General features: G+C 69.1%; 10 protein-coding genes and 1 pseudogene. 6 read left to right on the forward strand and 5 right to left on the reverse strand.

The window, feature by feature from the left end; translation table 11 throughout:
- Positions 1 to 89 precede the first annotated feature (89 nt).
- The 3 genes from DN051_RS01315 to lanL form a co-directional block, all read right to left on the reverse strand.
- Positions 90 to 1,835 (reverse strand): ATP-binding cassette domain-containing protein, encoded by a 1,746-nt coding sequence (locus DN051_RS01315; RefSeq protein ID WP_162624765.1) that lies wholly within the window; start codon positions 1,833 to 1,835, stop codon positions 90 to 92.
- Positions 1,836 to 1,843: 8 nt separating this feature from the next.
- Positions 1,844 to 3,466, reverse strand: coding sequence for an ATP-binding cassette domain-containing protein (locus DN051_RS01320; RefSeq protein ID WP_162624766.1), 1,623 nt, complete (start codon positions 3,464 to 3,466; stop codon positions 1,844 to 1,846).
- Between the two features lie 418 nt (positions 3,467 to 3,884).
- Positions 3,885 to 6,629: a class IV lanthionine synthetase LanL gene (gene lanL, locus DN051_RS01325; RefSeq protein WP_162624767.1), complete on the reverse strand. Its 2,745-nt coding sequence runs from the start codon at positions 6,627 to 6,629 to the stop codon at positions 3,885 to 3,887.
- A 512-nt stretch (positions 6,630 to 7,141) separates the two neighbouring features.
- On the opposite strand from lanL, the gene DN051_RS44795 reads away from it, so the two are divergent.
- Entirely contained in the window at positions 7,142 to 7,303 is a 162-nt protein-coding gene (locus DN051_RS44795; RefSeq protein ID WP_162624768.1) for a hypothetical protein, read from the forward strand.
- Between the two features lie 81 nt (positions 7,304 to 7,384).
- On the opposite strand, the pseudogene DN051_RS47710 reads toward DN051_RS44795, so the two are convergent.
- A pseudogene (locus DN051_RS47710) lies at positions 7,385 to 7,465 on the reverse strand (hypothetical protein); the annotation flags it as partial.
- Positions 7,466 to 9,165: 1,700 nt separating this feature from the next.
- Here DN051_RS47710 and DN051_RS01340 point away from each other — a divergent pair.
- The 4 genes from DN051_RS01340 to DN051_RS01355 all read left to right on the forward strand — a co-directional run bounded on the left by DN051_RS01340 (position 9,166) and on the right by DN051_RS01355 (position 21,137).
- Positions 9,166 to 10,914, forward strand: a complete 1,749-nt coding sequence (locus DN051_RS01340) for a beta-ketoacyl [acyl carrier protein] synthase domain-containing protein (RefSeq protein WP_112437661.1) — start codon at positions 9,166 to 9,168, stop codon at positions 10,912 to 10,914.
- Between the two features lie 207 nt (positions 10,915 to 11,121).
- Entirely contained in the window at positions 11,122 to 16,656 is a 5,535-nt protein-coding gene (locus DN051_RS01345; protein ID WP_112437662.1) for a non-ribosomal peptide synthetase/MFS transporter, read from the forward strand.
- 384 nt (positions 16,657 to 17,040) lie between these two features.
- The gene (locus tag DN051_RS01350; RefSeq protein WP_162624769.1) at positions 17,041 to 17,613 is read left to right on the forward strand and encodes an SET domain-containing protein-lysine N-methyltransferase; all 573 of its coding nucleotides are present in this window, start codon (positions 17,041 to 17,043) and stop codon (positions 17,611 to 17,613) included.
- Positions 17,613 to 21,137, forward strand: a complete 3,525-nt coding sequence (locus tag DN051_RS01355; protein WP_112437664.1) for a non-ribosomal peptide synthetase — start codon at positions 17,613 to 17,615, stop codon at positions 21,135 to 21,137. The genes DN051_RS01350 and DN051_RS01355 overlap by 1 nt, the downstream gene beginning before the upstream one ends.
- 155 nt (positions 21,138 to 21,292) lie before the next feature.
- On the opposite strand, the gene DN051_RS01360 is transcribed toward DN051_RS01355, so the two are convergent.
- The gene (locus DN051_RS01360; protein WP_162624770.1) at positions 21,293 to 22,543 is read right to left on the reverse strand and encodes an MFS transporter; all 1,251 of its coding nucleotides are present in this window, start codon (positions 22,541 to 22,543) and stop codon (positions 21,293 to 21,295) included.
- Positions 22,544 to 23,096: 553 nt separating this feature from the next.
- Here DN051_RS01360 and DN051_RS01365 point away from each other — a divergent pair.
- A complete protein-coding gene (locus tag DN051_RS01365; protein ID WP_112437666.1) occupies positions 23,097 to 25,430 on the forward strand; it encodes a beta-ketoacyl synthase N-terminal-like domain-containing protein in 2,334 nt (777 codons plus the stop codon).
- Positions 25,431 to 25,435 lie beyond the last annotated feature (5 nt).

Genomic DNA, 25,435 nt, shown 5'->3' on the forward strand with positions numbered 1-25,435 from the left:
GGTGCGGTTGATTCCCGTCACTGAAAGGTTCCAGCGAGGAAGCACGCTGGACGGGTGCAGCGTGGCCGCAGCCTGATGCTTGCCCTCCGTCACGGAGTCACCGGTCGGCCCGGCCGTTCCCAGTAGCGGAACAGCTCGGCGTATGGCGGTGAGAGGCTGAGCAGTTCGTCGTGGCGGGCGTGAGTTGCCCGGCCGTTTTCCATGAAGAGGACTTCGTCGGCCCTGGTCGCGGAGTCGAGCCGGTGTGCGATCACGATGAGCGCGCCGGGACGGCTCCGGAAAGCGGCTTCGACCGCCGACTCGGTTGCCGCATCGAGGTTACTGGTCGCCTCATCCATGATCACGGTGTGGGCGTTGCTCACGTATCCCCGTACTAGGGCGACCAGTTGGCGCTCTCCGGCCGTGGAAGTCGTACGGCTCATCGGCCGGTCGAGTCCCTGGCTTCCGGTGAGGAGAAGGTCGGCGCTGAGTGTCCGGACTGCATGGACGAGTTCGTCGTCGGAGACGTCGTCTCTCAAATAGCGGAGGTTCTCTCGCAGCGTGCCGCTGAACACGTACGCTTCCTGAGGGAGCAGCAGGACGCGGTGAGTGATGTCCTCCTGGTCGGCTGCGGTGAGAGGAACTCCGGCCCACGCGACGTGGCCGGAAGTAGGGGTGAGTAGACCAGCGAGTAGGAACGCCAGGGTGGACTTGCCAGCACCGCTTGGTCCCACGACCGCCAGGTGCGCACCGGGGGCGACAGTCAGGTTCACTCCGCTCACCAGCGGCGCCGCGTCGTCGTCATGGCGGAAAGTCACATCGACGGCGCGTAGGGTACCCGTCTTGGGCAGGGCAGTACCGGGGGCGTAGGTGCGCGGGTGCGTAGTCCTGTGCTCCGCGAGTCGACGCAGAGCCGCCGACAGTGGTGCCGCTATGCCGGCCGCCGTGCGGGAGAGGGTCAACAGCGCAGGGATGCATCCGTTGGCTGTGTAAATCGCCGCGCCTACGAGTGCGCCGGGACTGAGCAGGGAGCTTTCCAGCAGACGCGGTGCTGTGCCAATGAGCAAAACCAAGGGGAGGTATCCGCCGATTGCAGTGGTTAGACCCCGGGCGATGCCACTGCGTGCGACTTGAGTGGCGAGGATACTGTGTCGGTCTATCGCCTCCCTCACGTCCGCGACGGCACGCTGGGTGGCGTCCTCGGCAACAATGTCACGGATGGCGTGTAGCACCTGTCCTGTACGGTGACTGATCCTTTCGTTCGCCACCACCATGTTGTGGTGCACCGCCGCTAGGGGTGCGCTCTGCCAGCGCAGCAGGAGCAGTCCGGCCGCAATGGCGGGGAGCACCAGCGGCAGGGTTGGGGGCGCGGTGCAGGCGACGCCAACGATGGAAGCCGCCAGAGTGACCGACGCGGTCAAACCGGCGCTCAGAAGCGCGCCGGTCATCCGGCGCACGGACTCCACTTGTGAGGTGAGCGCTGCCGCGGCCTCGTACCGCGGAGGGCTCCAGCCATTTTCCGTGCTCGTGGCAATCACTGAGACCACGACGTCGCGGGTCAGCCGTTCGCGCAGGGCTTCGGCGAGACGCGACTGCGCGCGAACCACGTGCTGTTCAGCGCCCGCCTGGATCAGCAAGGTGACGACCAGCCCGCTCAGCCAGGCGGCTCCTGTCCAGGGAGCGTGCGCGAGGAAACCGTCGTCCACAGCCCGGGAGATCAGATAGCCAGAGGCAAGCGCGGGCATGGACGTCACCGCCGTCCACAGCAGGAGCGAAATGACGATCCGCCGGTCTGTGGCGAGGACGCGCATCAGCGGTGACAGGAATCCATGGTCCTGTTGGGAAGAGGCAACCACGGTTGTCCTTAGGTTCGGCTCGTTCGCGGAAGCGAGGAACTGAAGAGTTCGCGATACGCAGAGTGATTCCACAGCTCAGCGTGAGGTCCGACCGCGCGTACGCGGCCGTTCTCAAGCCAGACAGTCAGGTCCGCTTGGGCCGCGAGCGGTTCACGATAGGTGATCCATACTCGGACTCGGCCTTCAAGCGCCGATTCCACGCTGGCCACCACCTGTGATTCGGTCACCGCGTCGAGACTGGAGACCGCGTCATCCAGCACGGCGACAGGACAATTGTGTATGAGCATGCGTGCCACCCCGAGCCTCTGCAGCTCGCCAGCGGAAAGCTGCACATCAGCAAGTGGTGTGCGCAGACCCAAAGGAAGGCCGCGCACCAGGGAGGCTGCCCGCGCGTTCTCCAGAGCGCTGTTGATGATTTCCCGTGATGGTACGGTCTCGCGCCCGTAAGTGAGAGCGTCCCAGAGGGTCTCGCCGACCAGCCGGGGGCGTTCAAAGGCAAAGGCCACGTCGCCGGGGCGGACGGCTCGTCCCCTGCAGGTCACAATGCCACGTTCGGGGGACAGTACGCCGCCCAGAACGAGCCCCAGCGTGGTCTTGCCCGAGCCGGGACGGCCCACCACCGCCACCGACGAACCGGCAGGAAAGCTGAGGTCGATCGCTTCGAGGGCGCTACGACTGTCACGCGTCACCCACACGTTGCGCAGGCGCAGTTCGTGCGTCGTGGATGTGGGCTGTGGTTCTACTGTGCCGATCGTGTCACTGGCTTCGTTCATCTTTAGCAGGTCGGACACGCGGTTTGCGCTACTGAGCGTCTCCGGGATGAAGCCGATACCACCTAGCTGGGAGAGGTAGGGTACGCCGACAGCCATGAAAGCAACCGCTTCCACGAGCTGTCCTGGCTGGAGTCGGCCTTGCACGACGCCGACGCCCGCGACGATCAGTACGGCTACTTCTCCCAGCCCAGTGAGCAGCGTTCTTTGCAGGTTCACGCGGCCGGCGACCTGCCAGGTGGCCTGGCCGGCCGTAGCCAGCGTCGGGAGTGAGGACAGCACCCGGGCTGTCTCCACCCTCTGCGTACGGCTGACCCAGATGGTTGAGATTCCGGCCGTCGCGTCGGTCAGCGCCGCTGACAGTGCCGACTGAGCGCGCTGGTAGATGCCGAACTCTGGGTAGGACTTCGTGCTCCCCCGGTGCGACAGCAGCAGCGCCAAAGCCGCTGTGCCACACAGGATCAGCGCCAGCGGGTAGTACAGAAGCCAGAGCGCCACAATGACGTAAGCTCCGCCCAACGCGGCGATCGCGTAACTGATGAACTCGTATCCCGAGTGGGCGACAACCTCAGTGCTTCCGAGCAACCGGGACATTACGTCGCCGGCGGGGTGCTTCTGGTCAACAGCATTCTGTGAGGTGAGCACCCGGCTGATGAGTTTCGTGCGCAGCCAGACGATGGACTGGGCGGCTGACCGAGCGCGGCAGAAACTGGTCAAGGCTGTCGCGAACGATCTGATGAGAACCAGTACCACGAGCCATGGGAGCACCCGCGCGCTATGGTCCGTGAATTCGGCATCGAGGGCAGCGCCGAGGACCGAAGGGAAAAGCAGAGACGAAGCGACGCTCGTCAGCGTTCCCACGACAGTAAGCACGTTCCATCGCCACGCGTGGGCCAGCACTGACCACGTGAGACTGACGGCGTCATCTCGTTCACCGTGCACGGCTATCCAGCGCAGCAGACGCGCGCTTCGCCGTCGCGAAAGGGCCGCGGACGCGGAGCCATTCCTCGGCATCGGAAACCTCTACTGTCAAGTGCGCTGTGATAGGTGGAAAATCGCCCTGGGGCCAGGGCCGTCCAGCCCTGGCCCCAGAGGTTGTTCGATCAGAGAGTCCAGGACCGCGAGCAGCCCATGGACGAGCCGTGCATTTCCAGGTCGCCCGGGGTCTCCTCGGCAACCAGCTGGTTCAGGGACTCAAAAATCTCATCGGCACTCATGTGTATCTCCTTGCTCTCATGTGGTTTCTCATCTATCCGGGCTCACGGACGAGCCCGGAAGTTCAAGGGACCTGCGGGGCAAGGCCCGGCTCCGGTGTCATCCACGGAGCAGCAGCGCCATGGTGCGCTCGCAGCAGGAAGGACAGGACTCCCGGTACACCAGTGGCGAAGTCCCACTCGACCGCGCGCTTGTCATACAGAGTCAAGCCCTGGCGTCCGGATGTGGCATGGGACGTCAGCAGCGCGGTCACCAAGCCGGCCCACCGGCCGGCGGCGGAGGTAGGGCCTTCGTCGCCTGCGATGTCCAGCAGGAAATGTCCGTCGCCGGCCAGCCCCCACCAGGCACCCAGCGGCGCGCGGGGAGCCGAGTAGCGCACGGCCGCCGCTGCGGCGGCTGCAGTGTCCCGGTACGCAAGCCGGTTGGAATCTGCGCCCAGACTCCACAGGAATGCCCCGATTCCCGCCGGGCCACCCCACCATCCGTGCGGCGTTCGTCCGTCGTCCGTCTGATCGCTCCACCACGCGGCCCGGTAGGTCCGTGCTCGACCGTTTTCCAGGACGTCTACATCCCGCAGCCGTGCCTGAGCGACGAGTTCGTCACCGGCCAACTGGGCCACTTCAGCGAACCGGGGTTCCTGAAGGATCTGGGCTGCGCTGAGAAGGAACCGGCCTATGCCGGCTGTGCCTGTGGCGATTCCATTGTGGGCTGTGGGAGTGTTCTGCTCGGCCATCCACCGCACCCCGACGGAGCCTTTTCGGACGGCTGTGTCCACCAGGTGTTCCGCGCACTCCAGTGCCTTCTGCCGGAACTCCCACCGGCCTGTGGTACGCCAGAGGTGCAGCATTGTGGCGCCTGTCCCGGCGATCCCGTGCGCCACTGTGGGTATATGCCAACGAGTCGGCAGCTGCTCGGCGATCTCCAGAGCATGGTCGAGGGTGACCGAGTCGCCGACGGCCTGTGCCACGTCGGCTGCGGCCCAGATCATACCGGCGTGGCCGTTGTACAAGCCTGGCAGCAGCGTGACGGTGGGCCGGCCGAGATTCCTGTCCCACCAGCGGCTCAAGGTGACCAACGCATCCTGGAGCACGTCGTCCAAGTCACGGTCGCCACCATTGATCACCGCCGGACAGCGCGCCGCCTGAAGCAGCACACCTGTCACACCAGCAGCGCCAGCCTGAACGAATCGAGGGTCTAGCCTACGCATCGTTCCCAGTGTTGGTACCAGCGCAGCGGCTTGTGGTCGCAGGGCAGAGATCATGTTCAGCAACGACTCACGGATGAGCTGATCGGGGTCAGGCTCCGCAGGGGTGCCGGCTGTACTCATGGAAGGGTGCACGCGAGCGGCTGCGTGTAGTTCCCGTTCGGCGCGCGACCAGGTCCAGCGGTCTTCGGGCGCGAACGCCATCAAGCCGTGTACCAGAGGATTCAGGGCGTGTATCAACGGGTTGTCCGCAGCCATGACATCCATGGGCGAAGACGTCTTGGAGCCAGTGTCCAACCCGCTTGGGCGAGTAACCGGACGCCGCTGCAGGCACAGAGCGGCGATCAGGGCCCCCGCGCCGTAGCGGTCCATCTCGGGCGTTGCGAGCAGGACGTCGTCCCGCTCAGACTCAAGCTTTTCCGGGGCGGCATACCCGGGAGTTCTCAGCTTGGGGATGGGCGCGCCAACCTCTGCGGCGCTCTCCAGGTCCAGCAGTTGAAGTCGGCCGTCGGGGCCCATCAGGAAGTTGCCCGGCGACAAGTCGCCCACAACGATGCCGGCATCGTGCACAGCTTGGAGGGTCTTCACGATCTGGCGTGCCAGGTTCAGGACGATTGCGTCCGACGGTGGCGGCGCGTCGTCCTCATCGGGTGTGACCAGGTCCTGCAGAGGCCGTCCAGCGAGTTCCTCCTCGACGAGGAATGTCTGGTCCGCGAGGTCGAACAGGTCCACCAGTTCGGGGACAACTGCCACATCCGCCAACCTGCGGAGCATCGCCGCTTCCCCGCGTAGAAGGTCCCGTGCGTCCGCACCATCACTCGATGGATCAATCCCTGCGCGACTCTGCTTGATAACGACCCTGCGGTCGGTCTTGGTATCCAGCGCCCGGAACACGCCTCCGCGATTGGTGTGCCGAATTGCGCCTGTGACCTGGTAACGGTCGGCTAGTAGCAGCGACTTGCTCTTCTTCGTGGACCCTGCGTCCGCCGCCGGCTGCTCGACCGGGTCGCTGAGCCATGAGGGCGGGCTGAACCAGGCAACGCGCCGGTCCTCCACCAGGGAGCCGTCCGGGGAGACGATCATCTCCTCAACCGCACCCTTGTCGTCCAGTCGGGTCATCTGCGAGATGCCGCCATAGCGATAATGGACGATCCCGCCTTGGTACTGGCGGTCGGACATGATCCGTGGCCCCCAGTGGTCCGTCAGTGGTGTGTGCAGCTTGTCTAGAAGATCGCGGAACTGACCGTCGTCATTCGGGTAGACAGTGATGAACTTCCCGCTCGCTGCCGGATCGCTCCCACGTGATAGCGAGTCGTGCAGAAGATCCGGCGTACCAACAAACTTGAAAGCGACGCCCAGGGGCACAAGCACGGAGCTGACCTTGCCCAGGATGTCCGCCGCGGTGTCGGGCGTAGCGGACACGTGAATCTTCCAGCCTTGCAGGCGGTGGCGGTGTCGAGATGGCTCTACGAAATGCCAGTAATCGGTCTCTCGGATGCGCCAATAGGAATCTGGATGGGTGTTCAGAACGTCAAGCACAACTTTCTTGAACATCACTTGACGAACACCCTTCATGATTTTGCGCGTTGCTCTCGTGAAGTCCACGGCAACAAATCTTCGTGAAGTCGGAGAGCAGCTACCGACATCAACGAGCAAGGAAATCGCATTGCCTCCGAACGGATTCGGAATGTAGCAGCGGATCGCAACCGATGCGAGTTGACATTGACCCGCGAAGCGAGCGCCCTACACCAATTCTTCACCTTTTGTTTACAAGGCAGCAAACCCTTGTCCCGCCGGCTCGGCTAAAGAAAATATGCGACATATTTCCAGGGATGGAAGAAGTGTCGCATCCCGCTATTCTGCCGTATGGCAATTGAATGCCACTATTGAATTTAAGCGCCAAAAATCAGTGTGATGCACGTCACCGATCTTCGCGCCCCTCCGGCCTGTGCGGGCGTGGCCTGGGAGGTCCGTCGACGGCTCGAGGTCGCGCTGGAGGAGCAATTCGTCGCAGGGTCCGCAGATGAGCAGCTTGATCGCATGCCGCAGCACAGAGGTCGGACGCCAGGCGCGCTACAGCGTCGCGCAGCTGCAGAAACCTCATCGACGAACGGCTCGTGCGCTTCCACCACCGCCCCCACGAAGGGCTGCGCCACCCGGTACCGCCGAAGATCACGCCATCCCCGAACCGGATGTGGGCGGCCCTGGTCGCCGTCACCGGATACGTATCGGTCTCGCTGAGCGGCAGTGACTACCTGGAGTTGCCGCCGGTGCGGTGACAAGCCATCACCAAACGCCGCATCCGCCAGCGCCACCACACCTACGGCCAAGACCTGTTCGGCCCCTGACGGGGCCAGACATCAGGCGTCGCACCCCTCGGCGGGAAGTGGGGAGTCCACACCAACCCACCGAGCAGGTCCCAACCTCAGAAGAACACCGCGGCAGCGACGAGGAGTGCAGCGGTGAAGATGCGGTCAAACACGGTGCCGACCGGCTACCGGCGCAGGCCACGCCGTTCAATCCGGCACCGCGATGTAGGGACTCCAATACACGGCCAGGGCTGCATCGGCGAGTGACCGATTGCGGCGTGCTTCGGTTGAAGCATCGGCACGAGCGCGGCAACGCGTCGAGGTGGCTGTTGTTCGTGTGGGAGCGACGGCGGCGGACGTGCCGGTGCTGTTCCCCTGGGTTCCAGATCCTGTCTGCACGCTGGCATCTGCCCGGTGCTAGAGCGCGGCGGCCCGGCCAGCGCTCGACAGCAAACACCGCCGCCCGATCCCGCGAAGCGCGCCCACCCCGCCCCTTTCCCTTGCCTCTTCCTGCCTGAGGCGGGGTTGCGGGGGCGTGCAGAGAGACATGTCCGGCTGCTTACCCCGCCCGAAGGACGTGATCACCTGCGAGTAGGCCGTCAGGAGCCCCGCAGGCGCGGACAGTTGTCGGCGGGGATACCGGTGGGGTCTTCAGCGGGGATACCGGCGTGGTCCCATCGTGATGCTGGTCGGCCCTTCATGGTCGACGGTCTGGTCGGGGCCAGCTGATGACGTGGCCAGTACACGCGGGGCCGGGCAGAGCAACGCCGCACCGTACGGCGAGAGCGTCGACAGATGCAGAGCGTGGATGCGGGTGGTGGGGACCGGCTGGCGCTGGCGGTGCTGGCGCAGTACCCGATGGCGACCACCCAGCAGATGCACCACGCTCTGCGCGTCGATCAAGGAGGCTGACGGCTTCACGCTTCGGCCCTCCCTTTGCCGCACCTGTTCCCGCAGCAGACCCGTTGGGCTCGGCGAAGGCGACCTCCTTCTGCCACTTCGCGAAGTAGTCATAGACGGCTTCCCACAGCGGGAAGTCGTGCGGCAGGTAACGCCGCAGCACACAGGTGCGGTCCGCGTACAAGATCGCGTTCATGATCTAACGCAACTCGTGCTCGCGCGGCCGGCCAAAGCCCAGAGCCCGCCCGCGGCATTGGAAGTGCCACGTCGTCGGAGCTTGCTCGTTCAAATCCAGCGAACATCGGACAGATCCGTCGGATACGCACGACGAGTGTCACGCTGCTCGTGAACGGCCCGTCCGTGACTCGCGATGCCTCACCTGCACTGTGGTGTCCCGGCCGCAGACCACTGCCCGCAGGCCCCACCAGCCGTCACGACTGCCTGACCGACGACGGACCACACCGGATCGCCTTGTCTCCGGGTGGCGCAGCGCCCGTGCCGGCTGAGGACTTCTGGCGACGCCATGTCCCGGGCGGTTGACCCCACTTGTGCCGCGCGCCCCCGGCGCCGCACCTCAACGTGCGGCCGTCCGCGTGTGGACGGTCTCCGTCTCCCTTTGCGTCACGCCTCGTTCACTTCCCGCGCTGACGATCCGACTGGCGAAACCGGCGTTACGGCAGTGACTCATTAGTGCTTCAGGGTCACGCCGTGACTGTCGTCGAGCTCAAGTGGACCAAGTCGGTTGGTGGACCAGGTGGTCCGCTTGGTCCGAGTGGACCAAGCGGACCGAGTGATGGGCGGAAGATGTACGCAGGCTGTCCGTGTCCGGGGCGGCGGAAGGACGCGCGCGGCGGCATGTGCCCCGCTCTGTCCAGGATTTCTCTGCCCTTCTTGCTTCCTCCGCGCCAATCCTGCTCCGGGGTGAGCGAGAAATGACCGATGTCGAAGAGACCGACGAGGACATGCAGAGCGCCGTGGCTGTCATCGGCATGGCTGCCCGGGTGCCCGGCGTCGCGGACCTCGACGAGTTCTGGGGCGCGCTCGTGTCTGGCCGCGATCTGACGACTCGTCTCGAAGGCGGTGCCGCGTACGGAGTGGTCGCCGGCACGGAGCGGTTCGACGCGGCGTTCTTCGGCTTCGGGCCGCAGGATGCACAACTGCTCGACCCGCAGGACCGGGTGTTCCTCGAATGCGCCCGGGAGGCGCTCGAGGACGCGGGTCAAAATCCCCGGACGTACCCGGGAGCCGTCGGTGTGTACGCGGGGAGTGGCGAGTCGGAACACCTCGCCGTGCTGCGCGCACAACGCCACCGGTTTCCGGAGGCGACCGACGAGCAGCTCCGCCTCGCAGGCAGCCGGGACTTCCTCACCGGCCGGGTGGCGTACGCGCTGAACCTGCAGGGCCCGGCGGTCACCGTGCACACCGGCTGCTCGACCTCCCTGGTGGCGGTTCACCTGGCCTGTCAGGCGCTGCTCGCCGGCGACTGCGACCTGGCCCTGGCCGGTGGAGTCACGGTCCGCGGCGCCGCGGGTGCCGGTGAGGGCGACGACCTGCTTTCGGCGGACGGCCGCTGCCGACCCTTCGACGCGGACGCCGACGGCATGGTCGCCGCCGACGGCGCGGGGATCGTGGTGCTGAAGCGGTTCTCCGACGCGCTCGCCGACGGGGACCAGGTCGAGGCCGTGATCCGGGGTTCGGCGCTCAGCAACGACGGGTCGGGCAAGGTGAGTTTCACCGCGCCGAGCGTGACCGGACAAGTGGCCGCGATCCGTTCGGCGCACGTCGTCGCCGACGTGTGCCCGGATTCGATCGGGTATGTCGAGGCGCACGGCACCGGCACCCTGATCGGCGACGCCATGGAGGTCCGTGCTCTGTCGGAGGCGTTCGGGCAGCCGGGGCCGTCGCGGCGGTGCGTGCTCAGCTCCGTCAAGTCGAACATCGGCCACACCGACACGGCGGCGGGAGTGATCGGCCTCATCAAGGTGGTCCTCGCCCTGCGGCACGGCCTGATACCGGGCACGGCGCATTTCCGCAGTCCGAGTCCGCACCTCGACCTCGAGGCCAGCGGATTCGTGGTGACGCGTGATGCGACACCCTGGCCGCCGGGTCACGGTCCTCGCCGTGCCGGGGTCAACGCGACGGGCATCGGGGGGACCAACGCCCACCTCCTGGTCGAGGAGGCGCCGACTCCGGACGGGGCCGCGGACGAGGATCGCGATCACCTTCCGGCGCGGGCGGCGCGTACCGCTCCCGCAGGCGTGGACGCCGCGGTGTGGCACGGCGACCGGACCGGTGAGGAGCGCGACAGCGCGGCGCCTGCGGCAGAGCAGGATGCGGGCGGGGGCGAATCCGGCCCGGCTACATCGGTGCGGGACGCAGATGAGTCCGAATCCCAGGCGCCTGCGGCCGTGCGGGATGCGAGCGCGGCGGCGGCCGAGGCGCGTACCCCGGCGGAAAAGGTGATCGCCGGGGTGTGGAGTGACGTACTCGGCGTGGCCGACGTCGGCATGGACGACGACTTCTTCGAGCTCGGCGGCCACTCCCTGCACGCGACGCGGGTCCTGGCCCGGCTGGGTCCGGCGCTCGGCAGCCAGGCACGGCGGCTCACCGTCCTGGACATCTTCGACCACCCCACCGTCCGCGAGCTCGCCGCGCTGGTGAGTGCGTCCGGCCCGCGGTGAAGTCGCGGGCCCATGAATGGCGCCGCGGTCGCATGGGCCACGTGGATCCTACCGACCGCATCGCCCGTTCCGGCAAATCGCCTGTACCGGTGACATCCCCCGTACTGGCGGCATCGCCGGTACCGGCCGCGCACCCCGACCGTCAGCCGCGCGGCCCGTGGAACGCGTGGCCTGTTGCACCGTCACACGATTTCTGGAGGACGACCTGTGAGTGACCTGACCGAGCTGCCCGGGACACCGACGACGATCCCCGTCCGGCCCGACGGGGAACCCGTGATGTCGTTCGCGCAGGAACGTCTCTGGTTCATGGACGCGTACGCCCCCGGGACGACGGCGTACACCATCCCGGAAGCCTGGCGGCTGCGCGGTGCGGCGGTCGATCCGGACGCGCTGACAGCGGCGTTGAACCGGGTCGCGGAACGGCACGAGCCGCTGCGGACCCGCTTCCCCGCCACGGTGGACGGGCGGGCCGTCATGGTCGTCGACGACGCCGGCGCGATCCCGTTGACCACCGCGGAGGCCGTCGACGACGACGCCGTGGGTGTCCTCGTCGACGCCTTCATGGCCGAACCCTTCGACCTGGCGACCGGCCCCGTGGCCCGCGCGCTGCTCATCACCGTCGGCCCCGAGGAGCAGGTGTTCGCGCTCGCGGTGCACCACATCGCGGCCGACGGCTGGTCCACCGAACTCCTTCTCGGTGAGGTGCTGACCTGCCTGGCCGGCCTCCCGCTGCCCGAACTGCCGGTTCGTTACGGCGACTTCGCGGCGTGGCAGCGTGCCCAGTCCGACTCCGGTCAGGATGTGGCGTACTGGGGGGAGCAGCTGGCCGGCGTGGCGCCGCTCGAGCTGCCCACCGACCGGCAGCGGCCACCGCTGCCGACGTACGCCGGTGCCGCGCACGAGTTCTCGGTGGCGCCGGACGTGCTCGACGCGTTGCTCCGGCTCGGGCGCCGGTACCGGGCCACGCCGTACATGGTTCTGCTCGCGGCCTTCGCGGTCCTGCTGGGCCGCCGGGCCGGGCAGGACGACATCACGATCGGGTCGCCGACGGCCGGCCGGCCCGTTCCTGAGCTCGACGACCTCGTGGGCTGCTTCGTCAACATGGTCACCATGCGGGTCGACGCGTCGGGCGACCCGACGTTCGTCGAACTGCTGCAGCGGGTCCGCAGCACGGCCGCGCACGCCTTCGCCCACCAGGAACTGCCCTTCGAGCGCCTGGTCACGGAACTGAACGTGCCGCGGGAGGTGTCGCGTTCGCCGCTGTTCCAGGTCGTCTTCTCCCTGCAGAGCTACGAATCGGACCTGCCGAGCCATCCGTCGTTCACCGTCACCGCCGACGTCCCGATGTCCTACCGGGTGACCCGCTTCGATCTCGAACTGCACACCGCGGGTGACGGCACCTTCCTGTTCGTCTACAACACGGCGCTGTTCACCGCGGACTCGGTCGCGGCGATGAGCGCCCACCTGCGGGTGCTGCTGGAGGGCATCGCCGCCGACCCGGACGCCGCGATCTCGAGCTACGAGCTGCTCACGGCCGAAGAGCGTGAGCAGCGCGCCCGCTGGAACGACACCGGTGCCGATCTCGGCCCCGACCTGTGCCTGCACGAGCCGGTGGAGGCACAGGCGGGCAGGACGCCGGACCACCCGGCCGTGATCTATCCCGGCGGTCAGCTGTCGCACGCCGAGGTCGATCGGAGGGCCGGTCATCTCGCGGCGCGCCTGACGGCCGCCGGCGTGAGGCGGGGCGACCTGGTGGCCGTCGCGATGCGGCGGGGGTGGGAGCAGGTCGTCGCGGTCCTGGCTGTCAACAAGGCCGGCGCCGCCTACCTGCCCGTCGACGCCGACCTGCCCGACAGCCGTCGCGGCGAGCTCATCGCACGCGGTGACTGCACCGTGGTTCTCACCCAGCCGGCCCTGGCTGCGCGGCTGACCTGGCCGGACGGGCTGACGGTACTGCCGGTCACCGGGGAAGCGGCCTCGCTGTCCGGGGTGAGCGAGGAGCCCGGCGGCGGGTCGGTGGCGCTGTCCGGGGTGAGGGAGGAAGCGAGTGCTGCGGTGCTGCTCGGTTCCGCGGAGCCCGACGACCTCGCGTACGTCATCTTCACCTCGGGGTCGACCGGCACGCCGAAGGGCGTGATGATCGAGCACCGGGCCGCCCTCAACACCGTCCGCGACATCAACGAGCGCTTCGCCGTGGGCCCCGACGACCGGGTGCTCGCGCTGTCCGCGCTGAGCTTCGACCTGTCGGTCTACGACGTCTACGGCACGCTGGCCGCCGGTGCCGCTCTGGTCATGGGGCAGCCCGCAGAGGACAAGGACCCGGCCGCCTGGGCGCGGATCGTCACCGAGCAGCGGATCACCGTGTGGAACTCGGTGCCCGCGCTCATGGAGCTCCTGGTCGAGCACGCGGAGCAGGAAGGGACGGACATCAGCTCGTTGCGGCTGGTGATGATGTCCGGCGACTGGATCCCGCCGACGCTCCCCGACCGGATCCGCGCGCTCGCACCGCATGCGGAGATCATCAGCCTGGGCGGAGCCACCGAGGGGTCGATCTGGTCCATCTCGTATCCGATCGAGCGCGTCAGCCCGGAGTGGTCCTCGATCCCGTACGGCCGCCCGCTGACCAACCAGCGGTTCCATGTTCTCGATCGCGGACTGTGTGACGTCCCGGTCGGTGTGCCCGGCGAGCTGTGCATCGGGGGCACCGGGGTGGCTACCGGGTACTGGAAGGACCCGGAGCGGACCGCGGCGGCGTTCGTCACGCACCCGCGCACCGGCGAGCGTCTCTACCGGACCGGCGACCTGGGGCGCTATCGGTCGGACGGTGTCATCGAGTTCCTCGGGCGGGCCGACGCCCAGGTCAAGGTCCGCGGCTACCGGATCGAACTCGGCGAGATCGAGGCACACCTGGCCCGCCATCCCGCGGTGGCCGAATGCGTGGTGACCGTGCACGGGTCCGGCAACGCCGCGCAGCTCGTCGCGTACGTCATCGCCGAATCCATGACCGGGACCGAAACCGCGACCGGAACCGGGACAGAAGCGAGGACCAGCACCGCTGCCCCACTCGACCCCCGCCCGGGACCCGGTCCCGACCCCGCCCTGCTGCGGTCGCACCTCGCGGCGGCGCTGCCGGCCTACATGGTGCCCAGCTCGTTCGTCACGTTGGCCCGGCTGCCGCTGACCGCGAACGGCAAGGTGGACCGCGGGCGGCTGCCGGCGCCCGAGCCGACCGGCGAGGCAGTGGCCCACCGGACACCGCCACGTAGCGATCGCGAGCGGTCGATCCATGCGGTGTGGGCGGACGTCCTCGACCGGGAAGACTTCGGGGTCAACGACGACTTCTTCGCCGTGGGCGGCCACTCATTGCTCGCCATCAAGCTGGTGGAGCGGCTACGGCGCGTGTCCGGCGGTACCGCGATCGCCGTGATGGACCTGTTCACCCACCCGACGGTCCGCCAGCTCGCCGCCCTGCTCGACGGGAACAGCACGACGGCACCGCGCGGACTCCTCCACCAGCTGACGCCCGAGCCGCAGGACCAGCCTCAACTCACCTACGTGGCCGTTCCGTTCGGTGGCGGAAGCGCGATGGTCTACAAGCCGCTCGCGGACTCCCTGTCGGAGACGCACGCCCTGTGGTCGGTCGCCATCCCCGGTCACGACGCCGGCGGCGACGAGCAGCGCGCACCGCTTGAGGACATCGCAGCGCGATGCGTGCGGGAGATCCAGGAGAAGGTCACCGGGCCGGTCGCGCTGTACGGGCACTGCGGTGTCGGCTCGGCGCTCGTCGTGGAGATCGCCCGGAAACTGGAGGCGGCCGGTCGTGTCCCGGAGGCCGTGTACATCGGGGCGATCTTCCCGTTCGCCCGGCCGGACCGCGGGGTACTCGGCGCGCTGGGCCGGTTCACCAACCCGGACGCTTTGCGCAGCGACCGCTCGTTCGGGAACGGCCTGACCGCGGTCGGGCTGGAACTCGGCGACGTCGACGCCACGCAGGCACGGCGTGTCGTACGCAACACGCGCCGCGACACCGAAGCGGCGGAGGAGTACTTCACCCGGCTCTTCGCCAGCCCCGTCGAGCGGCTGCGGGCGCCCGTCATCAGCGTGGCCGGAGAGCGGGACCCGGCGTCCGACTACTACCAGGAACGCTTCCGCGAGTGGCACTTCCTCAGCGAGACCACGGCCGTGGTGTCGCTGGACGAAGCGGGTCACTTCTTCCAGAAGCACCGCGCCGCCGAACTGGCCGAGATCGTCACGACCACGCACCCGGCGATCGCCTCCGGTGCGCCGGCCGGCGGCGAGGGGTGGCGGCTGCTCGATGTGTCGCACGCCGGTTCGCCGGACGTGCCCGGCGAACCGCAACGCGCGGTGCGCCGGTTCCTCTCGGTGGCTGCGGGACATCTGTTCTCGGCCGGCGCCTCGGCGCTGACCGCGTTCGCGATGCTGGTCTGGATCTACGTCACCACCGGTTCGCTCGGCCAGCTCGCGCTCTCCGCGGCCGCCGTGGTGACGCCGGGGCTGCTCGCCGCGCCGCTGGCCGGCCCGGTGGCGGACCGCTGGGGCCGGCGCACGCTCCTGATCGCGAGCGATGTCGGCGCGACAGCCGCCCAGTTGGCGTTGGGAGCGCTGGTGTGGTCCGGGAACGTACAGGCATGGCACCTGTATCCGCTGTTCGCGGCGCTGTCGGTCACCTTCACCTTCCGGCGGTCCGCGTTCGGGGCGTCGGTGCCGCATCTCGTGCCGAAGCGGTACCTGGGGCACGTCAGCGGACTCGTCCAGATCTCCGGCGCGGCGGGCGTGCTGCTCGTGCCCGTCGCGTCCGTTGCCCTGAGCGCCGCCGTGGGGCTTGAGGGCGTCCTGGTGCTCGGTGTGGCGAGCTGTGCGGCCGCGTTCGCGGTCACTCTCCCGGTGCGGTTCCCGGGGGCCGAGGCGGGGCCGGCCGAGCCGGTGGTCGCCGAGGTCGCTGCGGGGCTGCGCTACGCGTGGGGCCAGCCGTGGTTCCGCCGGCTGCTGGTCTTCTCCGCGGTGTCCCAGGTGCTGCTGACACCGCTGTTCCTCCTGGTCGCGCCGCTGGTGCTGGAGGACGGCGGGCTCGGTGACGCCGGCTGGGTCCTGCTCGTCGCGGCACTGGGGGGTGTGCTCGGCGGCGCCGTCATCACGGTGTGGGGCGGCCCGGCGCGGCGTCGGATGCGAGGGGTGCTGCTGGGCACGCTGTGCCTGGCCGGGTTCAGCCTGCTGACCGGCTCGACGGCGAACCTGGTGACGGTCGGCCTCGGGCTGTTCGGCCTCGCGCTGACACTGACCGTGCTCCACGGAATCCATGCCGCGATCGTCGAGGTCAAGGTGCCGCAGCGGTTCCATGGCAGGGTCGCCGCGCTCCACACGGTGATCGCGTGGGCCGCGCCGCCGGCCGGCCTCGCGCTGGCCGCGGTCTCGGCATGGGCGCTGTCCGGGCCCCTGCTGTCCCCCGGCGGGACGTTCACACCGGCCGTCGAGGCGGTGACCGCCGCCGGACCGGGGCGCACCGTCGCGCTGCTCTACGCCCTGTCCGCGGCAGCCCTCGCGTTCCTGGCACTGGGCGCGCTGTGCGCCGGGCTGCCCCGGCTCGTCGACGACGGTCCCGACGCGACCCCCGACGACGTGATCGGGCTGCACGCGCTGGGCCGGGCGCCGCTGAACCTTGCGGTGGACGCCCGTCCGGCCGGTCGTGGTTCGTCGGCGCTCTCCGGCCACAACGAGTCCTGATGCGCCGGGAATTCCGGGCACGCGCTTCGAAAGGGCTCGAATCAAATGTGCCGCCTCCGCAATTGTGGCCGCCGTTCACCTTGCGGGCCTCCCTGGTTCAGGCCGAGTTGCCTTCCGAACCGTGGGGTGAGGTTACACATGTGCGTCACTGAGTTTCCGTGCGCCAAGCACAGGGACGGCGAGTGACGCGACGCCTACATGTGAATTCTGTGGCGGTTCCTTCCGGCGACGCATCGTGTCGCCCACCTTCCGCGAGCTCCTTTTCGTCATGCCTATCGGGTATTTCGTGAAGTGAATCGGGCAGTCGTGTGCTTTCAGTCGGGTGTGTTCCCTTCACACGACGTGCCCGCGACAAGTGTCAAACGTCAAGAGAGGAAATGTACGTTGCAAGAGCGGGATTCTTACGTCGATGCGGGCGCGGTGCGCGGCGGCCTGGGAGACGAGGTGCACGCCAACGGGGTCCGGATCGTCATGGATCGCGACAAGGGGCGCTGCGTGGTCTCGGCCAGGCGATTCGCACCGGGAGAGACCGTGGTCGCGGGCGATGTCGAGAGGGCCGTACCGATCCGGACGAACCATTCGTTCCAGGTCGGATGGGACACGCATGTCGATCTGACGACGCCGGCCCGGGACATCAACCACTCCTGCGAGCCGAACACCGGAATCCGGGACAACGACCGGGGCGGGTTCGACTTCGTCGCGCTTCGCGAGATCTTCCCGTCGGAAGAGATCACCTGGGACTACGAGACGAGCGAGTACGTGAGCATCGCCGTGTCCCGGTGCCTGTGCGGCGAGAACCGGTGCCGGTCGGCGATACGTGGGTTCAAGTACCGCCAGGAAGACGAGACGTGGCAGCCCACGCACCTGGCCGGCTACCTCCGTGAGGAGTACGACGCCGTGAGCACGGCCCGCGAGGCGTCGGGCGCCGGGCGCCATCCAGTCGCCCGGGAGGTCTGATGCCCGAGGACCAAGTGTTCCGGGGCGAAGCCACCGCAATCCCCGAGGCGCTCACCGGGCTTCCGGGAGCCGGGCCCGCATGGGAGCCGAGCGGCCACAACGCCGCGAACGCGATCGGGCCCGCACTGGTGACCCCGCTACCGGCACCGGTCCCCGGACCGGACGCCGGTGCCGGGAACCCGTTGTCGCTCCAGCAGGAACAGGTCTGGTTTGCGCGGCAGCTGGCTCCGGAGGGCCACGCCCACCACGCACAAACGATGATCCACGTGGCCGGACCCTTCGACGTCGACCTGCTCGACCGGGTCCTCACGGAGATGACCCGGCGCCACGAGATACTGCGCACGACCTACGCCGAGACAGACGGCACGCCGTGTCAGGTGGTGCACGCGCCGCAGCCGGTACGGGCGAAGCGGGTGGACCTCCGTGCCCACCGCGAAGGACAGCACAAGCTGCTGGACGAGATCGCCGGCGCGGAACTGCGTACACCCTTCGACGCGGAACACCTGCCGCTGATCCGCTGGACCGTGGTGCAACTGGCGGACGAACAGCACGAACTCATCGTGGTGGCCCACCACCTGCTTCACGACGGGTGGACCTTCTCGCTGCTCCTTCGCGAATTCAGGACGCTGTACAACGCGTTCGGCCAAGGCGCCGAGTCGTCACTGCCGGAACCAGGCCTGCAGTACCGGGACTTCGCTCACTGGCAACGCGCGACGCTGCAGACCCGCCTCATGCAGGAGCAGCTCGCCTACTGGCAGAACCAGCTCAGGGACCTCCCGCCGCTGCTGGAACTGCCGTTGGACCGCCCCAGGCCGGCCACCCAGAGCTTCCGGGGACAGACCATACGGGTGGATCTTCCGGACGGGCTGTCGGCCGGGCTGCACGGGTTCTGCCAGGACCATGAAGTGACCGTTTTCAGCACCATGCTGGCGGCGTTCCACACCCTCCTGTACCGCTACACCGGGCAGGCGGACGTCTGCGTCGGATCCTGGTTCGCCGGCAGACGGGTACCGCGGACCGAGGACGTCGTCGGCAGGTTGGTCAACACCGTGCTGCTGCGATGCGAGGTGGACGCCACCCTGGGCTTCGCGGACCTGGTGGAGAAGGTGCACCGCGTCGTGCTGGACGCGACGGCCAACGACCTGCTGCCCTTCCCGGAGTTGGTCAGGGTCCTCAACCCCGACCGGGAGCCGGGCCGCAACCCGCTGACCGATGTCCTGTTCAGCGTGGACGACTCCCCGAGCGAGGGTCTTGTCCTCGACCTCGCCGGAGCGACCGGAACGGTTTCCGGGCACGGGAACGCAGGCGGAGACGGTTCGGCCAAGACGGACCTGCACGTCACGGTGACCCGCCTGGACGGGCGGGGTCCGGACCGCAAAGAGGCGGACGGCCGGATCACCTTGCTCTGGGAGTACGCCGCCGACCTGTTCGACGCCGCGACCGTGCAGCGGATGGCCGACGGCTACCTGAGGCTACTGGCGGATGCGATCCACCGGCCGACCGCACCGTTGTTCAAGCTGGCCGTACTCAGCCCGCAGGAACGCAAGACGATACTGGACGACTGGAATCCCGAACCCCGGCCCACCGCCCACGCCGACGCGGGCCCGCTCGTCCGCGCCGGCTCAGGCGTCCACAGCCGTCCTGGTGGCCACGACGGCCTGCTCGTCCACGACGCGGTGCGGGCGCAGGCCCGGAGGACACCGGACGCTCCGGCGGTCCGTGACGGTGCCCGCGAGGTGAGTTACGCCGAACTCATACACCGGGCGGACTCGCTTGCCGGCATCCTCCACGCGCGGGGTGTCGTCCCCCGGGCGGTGGTGGGGGTGTGCCTGCCGCGCGGCGCGGACCTGGTCATCGCCCAACTGGCCGTCCTCTTCGCCGGAGCCGCCTACTTGCCCCTGGACCCGGAGAACCCGCCGGTCCGCCTGGCCGACCAGTACACCGCGGCCGGGGCTGTCCTCGTCCTCACGGACCGGGTGACCGCGGAGCGCCTCCCCGGTGACCTCCCGCAATTGCCGATGGACCGGCTGCCGGAGCCCGCCGAAGCGGTCCCCGCAGACCGGCCGCCGACCAGGCCCGACGACCTCGCGTACCTCATCGCGACCTCCGGCTCGACCGGCCGGCCGAAGCTCGTGATGGTCGAGCACCGGTCGCTGGCCAACGCGGTCGCCTGGCGCTGCCGCCGCTGCGCCCTCGGACCGACGGACCGCATCGGCCAGGTCGCCTCCCCGGGGTTCGACACGTCCGTGATGGACATCTGGCCGACGCTGGTCTCCGGCGCCGCCCTGTACGTACCCGACCTGGACACCCGGCTCGACCCGGAGCGCCTGCGCACCTGGCTGGTCGAGGAGGGGATCACGGTCACCGAGCTGCCGACCGCGCTCGGCGAGCGCGTGTTGGCGTTGAGCTGGCCGCCCGCCCCGGCCCTCCGGGAGCTGATCACCGGCGGTGACCGCCTCCGGGTCCGGCCTGCCGCCGACCTGCCGTTCCGGGTGCTGAACGAGTACGGCCCGACGGAGATCACGGCGACCGCGACGGCCGGGCACGTCGACCCCGCAGGATCCGACGGGCCACCCGACATCGGGCGCCCCATCACCGGTGCCCGCGCCTACGTCCTGGACGCCGGGCGGCAGCTGGTACCGCCCGGGGCGACCGGGGAGTTGTGGATCGGGGGCATCGGCGTCGCCCGCGGCTACCACGGTGCGCCCGGGCTCACCGCGGACCGTTTCGTCGCCGACCCGTACGCCGGCGTTCCGGGGCGGCGCATGTACCGCACCGGCGACCTCGCCCGGCATCTCCCCGACGGGCGCATCGCCTTCATCGGCCGCCGGGACCGCCAGATCAAACTGCGGGGCTACCGGATCGAACCCGCTGAGATCGTCGAGGTGCTGCGCGCCCACCCCGCGGTCACCGACGCGGTGGTGCTGGCCAGATCTGCCGAGGACGGACTGGGCGAGAAGCGTCTGGTCGCCTACCTGGAGGCGAAGGACCGCCCGGACCTGCGGCAGCAGGTGCGGGAGCACCTCGCCAACCGCCTGCCGCGTTACATGATCCCCAGCGATGTCATGGTCCTGGACGCGTTGCCGCTCAACCGGAACGGAAAGGTCGACGAGCGGGCGCTGCCGGCTCCAGGCCCGGCCGAGCCGGAAGCCGGATTCCGGCCTCCCCGCACCGAGACCGAGCGTCGGCTCGCGGACACCTGGTGCGCGGTACTGCGCCTGGAACGCGTCGGCGTCGACGACAACTTCTTCGACGTCGGCGGGCACTCGCTGCTCCTGGCCGCGGTGCAGCGGGAACTCGCCCGGCAGGGTCACGACCTGCCGATCGTGACGTTCTTCGAGCACACCACCGTCCACCAGTTGGCGGCGTACCTGGATGACCGCGCCGTGGCCGAGGGCAAGGACGTCGACGAGTCCGGTGGGGCGGCCCGGGGCGCCGGGCGCGCTCGCCTGGACCGGCGGCGGGCTGCGGCGCGTTCGGCCGGCGTGGTCGGGGGCGGTGACTCCACCCGGCAGCAGACGTGACGCTCCCGGGTGGATGAGGCGGAGAGCCCTCTGAGGAAGGTCCACGCCCGCCGCACGCACGAGACGTGGCGGGCGCGGACCGAGCTGACGGGGGTCTGCGCCGCCACCCCGCTGCCCCCGACGCCTCCGCCAGGGACGCCCCCGCCAGGTGGACGTCACCGTCCGTCCGTCACCGGGTCTTCCGAACGCTCGCGTGTCTCACCGGCCATGGCTTTCGGGGCCGGCTGATCCGCACCGTGGTGGACGACCTCGCCGAGCCGGGGGATCGCGGAGAACAGCACCGGCAGGACGGCCACGGCGTTCAGTCCGGCGGCGATCCAGAAGACGCCCTGCAGCCCGATGTGGTCGACCAGCAGTCCGCCACCGGCTGCGCCCAGGGGGATGACGCCCCAGGTGGCGAAGCGGAACACGGAGTTCATCCGCCCCAGCAGGTGCGGCGGGGTGACGGCCTGGCACAGACTGACCTGCAGCACGTTGAAGACCAGTGCGCCGAGGTACGCCACGAACATCCCGGCCGCGAACGTCACCGGACCGGACGCCATCGGCAGTACCGCTGTTCCCGCGGTGAACAGCACGATCGACACCACGAAGGCCCTGCCGGTGCCGAAACGGCGCGCGAAGGGCTCCGCCACGAGCGCCCCGACCACACCGCCGCCGTTGCCGACGGCCAGCGCGACGCCAATCACGGCCGGGCTCATGGACAGCCCGTCGGAGGCGTAGACCACCTGCAGGGCGAGGATGATCGCGGACGCCAGTTCGGCGAGCGTGGCGCACAGCAGCAGCGGCCGCATCAGCGGGTGGCCGAAGACGAACCGCACCCCCTCGCCGATGTTCCGGCGCAGGCTGCTGTGCTCGGCCGGCGGGCTCACCGGTGCCGGCGTACGGATGCGCAGGACGAAGTACGCCGACGCCAGGTACGAGACGGCGTCGGCCAGCACCGCGAGTGGCGCGGTGAGCAGCTGCACGAGCACACCGCCGACGGCCGGGCTGCCGATCTGCGATACCGAACGGGACAGTTCCAGCTTGCCGTTGGCATCGACCAGGCGGTCCTCGGCGACCAGTGCCGGCATCACCGACAACTGCGCCACGTCATAGAACAGCGTGCCCAGGCCGATGAGGAACGTCACCGCGTACAGCAACGGCATGCTGAGCGCGTCCAGCGCCAGCGCGGTCGGCACGGCCAGCAGGGCCGCCGCTCGGACCGCGTCGGCCGCCACCATCACCGCACGCAACGGCAGCCGTTCCACCCAGACGCCCACCGGCAGCCCGAAGAGCAGGATCGGCAAGTACTCCACGGCCCAGAGCACCCCGATCTCGAACGCCGACGCGTCGAGGCCGTGCAGCGCCACCAGCGGCAGGGCCAGCAAGGTGATGCCGGTGCCGCACAGGCTGGCGGTCTGGGACATCCACAGATTGCGGTAGTCGGCGACGCCCCACAGGCTCCGACTCAGGCGCGATCGCCACGTGCCCGTCATGCCGGGTGCCGCTCGACGATGGTCTGGGGCATGGGTGTCCTTAGGGAGAGATTGTCAACAGTGGCCGCCTCGATGCCGAAAGCGACGCATGTCACCGAATTGCCGTTTAGGTTCGGTGTACGACGCGGAATCGGATTCTCATTCAGCTCATAGTGCCCTGCGAATGGATGCTTCGGGCGAGTCGGCTGTCTCAATGAACCCAGGAGCTGAATATTTGTCAAGCGGGAGCTGCTGACAGCGGGTTGGAAGGCCGAATCAACGGCCCGAGATTGCACTTAGGTGGCCGAGGCCGTCAACTGCGGTGACACGGCCCTGAGTTCCTGGCGGTCGCCATCAGTTGGCCTGCTATTCATCACCCGGTGACGGGGTGGACGTGTGTGCGGATTTCAGTAGGCACCGTCCTGAACAGCCCGCGGGCCATTGCCCGTCGGACGCCCCTGCCGTCGTGCCGGCGTCCCGATCGATTCCGACCGGAGACCGAGTTATGCCTACCGAAGACGTGGACGACAGCGGATTCGTCGCAGTCACGGCCATGGCGGGGCGTTTTCCCGGAGCCCCGGATATCGAGACCTTCTGGGACAACCTCCGTGCCGGCCGCGAGTCGGTGTCGGTGCTGACCGAGCAGATGCCGGCGGCACAGGACGGACACGTACCGTCCTACGGGCTGCTGAGCGACACGGACCGCTTCGACGCCGAGCACTTCGGCTACTCGTCCGAGGACGCCCTGATCATGGATCCGCAGCAGCGACTGCTGCTGGAGTGCGCCCACGAGGTCCTCGAACGCGCCGGCCACAGCGGTCCGGAACGGCTGCCGACCGGGGTGTTCGTCGGGGGCTCGGCAAGCGACCACGGAGCGTTCGTGCGCGCGTGGGCGCACGGCCGGGGTGCCCCGCTGACGGAATCCCGGGTCCAGCAGGGCAACGACCTCGACTTCCTCGCCCCCAGGATCTCCTACAAACTCGGCCTCACCGGGCCTGCCATGGCGGTGCAGTCGGCCTGCTCCTCATCGCTGGTGGCGGTGCACGTCGCCATCGGTGCGCTGCTCGCGGGTGACTGCTCAATGGCGATCGCCGGAGGCGTCGCGGTGCCCGCCGCGATCCCGACGCTGTGGCACGACCCGGACGACATCTTCGCCGACGACGGGCGGTGCCGCCCCTTCGACGCCCACGGCCGCGGCACCGTACGGGCCGGTGCGGTCGGGCTGGTGGTACTGCGCCCCCTCGACGAGGCACTGTCCGACGGCGACCATGTGCACGCGGTCATCCGCGGTACCGCCGTGAACAACGACGGCCGTCGCAAGATGGGTTTCCACGCGCCGAGCGTGGCCGGGCTGGCCGGAGCGGTCCGCACCGCCCACGTGGTGGCTGGTGTCGAGGCCGATGAGATCGGCTACGTCGAGGCGCACGGCACCGGCACCGTGCTCGGCGACTCGGTCGAGATGGCCGGTCTGACCAAGGCGTTCCGCCAGAGCACCGACCGGACGGGATACTGCCGGATCGGCTCCGTCAAGGCCAACATCGGCCACGCGGACGCGGCCGCGGGCATCGTCGGCCTGATCAAGACCGTGCTCTGCGTGGAACACGGGGTCCTGCCCGCGAGCCTGAACTTCACCGAGCCGAACCCGGCGATCGACTTCGCGTCCTCCCCGTTCGTCGTCAACGACCGCACGATCGACTGGGAGTCCGGGGGGCGGCCAAGGATCGGCGCGACCAACGTGATCGCCTACGGCGGCACCAACGCGCACGCCGTGGTCGCCGAGGCGCCGTCCGCGCCCCCCACCACCCCGGGGCGGCCCGACCACCTGCTGGTCCTGTCGGCACGGACCCGGCCCGCGCTGCGGAAAGCCGCCCGCAATCTGGCTGACCACCTCGAACGCTTCCCCGACACCGACCTCGCCGACGTCGCCTGGACCCTGCAGACCGGCCGGACCATGCACCCCGAACGCCACTTCGTGGTCGCCGCGGACGTGGCCGAGGCCGTCGCCGCCCTGCGCGCCGCGATACCGGACGAGCCAGGGCCGGGCCATCTGACACTGCGACGCCTCGCGTTCCTCTTCGCCGAACCCGACGACAACCGCGCCGGCTCCGCCGCCGCGGTCCACGGCGCCGAAGAGGTGTTCCGCACCCACCTGGACGACGTCGCCGCCGCGGCGCACCCCCACCTCGGCCACGACCTGCGCCGGACACTGGCGACATCGTTTCCCAGCGGGCCAACGCTCAGCTCCGCGGCCCTGGCCGAGCAGTACGCGACGGCACGACTGCTGATGTCCTGGGGACTGCGTCCCGACGCCGTCGCCGGGCAGGGGCGTGGCGCCCGCTGCGCGGCGGCCGTCGCCGCGGATGCCGGCCCCGACGACACGGCCCGCCTGCTCCTGGGGCTGACCGAAGCCGACAACTCCGCGCTGCCGAGCGCAGCCGACGTCGGCGGAGCGCCTGTGGGGCTCAGCGGTCGCGCGGAGAAGCCGGCGGAAACCGGCCGCCCCCTGCTCTGCGACGCCTCGGCGCTCCCGGACAGCGGACCAGGACAGATCGTCGTACACATCGGGGCACGGCCACCGGCAACGCCGGCCGCCGACGACTCCGTGTCGCTGTACGTCGACGTCCTGGACGAGCCCGGCCACCCGGCCACCGGTCTGCGCACGCTGCTCACCGCGGCCGGCCGACTCTGGGTTGCCGGGGCCGCCCTCGACTTCGCGGCACTGCACACCGGCGAACGCCGTCGCCGGCTGCCCCTGCCCACCTACCCCTTCGAACGACGCACCTACCTGGTGCCTCACCCGACCTCCTACCCCCCGGCTTCCCTTACCCACGGAAAGTGATATTC

The organism is Streptomyces cadmiisoli (assembly GCF_003261055.1).
GTDB classification, from domain to species: Bacteria; Actinomycetota; Actinomycetes; order Streptomycetales; family Streptomycetaceae; genus Streptomyces; species Streptomyces cadmiisoli.

Coding starts and splice junctions, on each gene's coding strand:
- DN051_RS01355 (WP_112437664.1), top strand. CDS start 17,613: ATGCCCGAGGACCAAGTGTTCCGGGGCGAAGCCACCGCAATCCCCGAG.
- DN051_RS01365 (WP_112437666.1), top strand. CDS start 23,097: ATGCCTACCGAAGACGTGGACGACAGCGGATTCGTCGCAGTCACGGCC.
- DN051_RS01340 (WP_112437661.1), top strand. CDS start 9,166: ATGACCGATGTCGAAGAGACCGACGAGGACATGCAGAGCGCCGTGGCT.
- DN051_RS01360 (WP_162624770.1), bottom strand. CDS start 22,543: ATGTCCCAGACCGCCAGCCTGTGCGGCACCGGCATCACCTTGCTGGCC.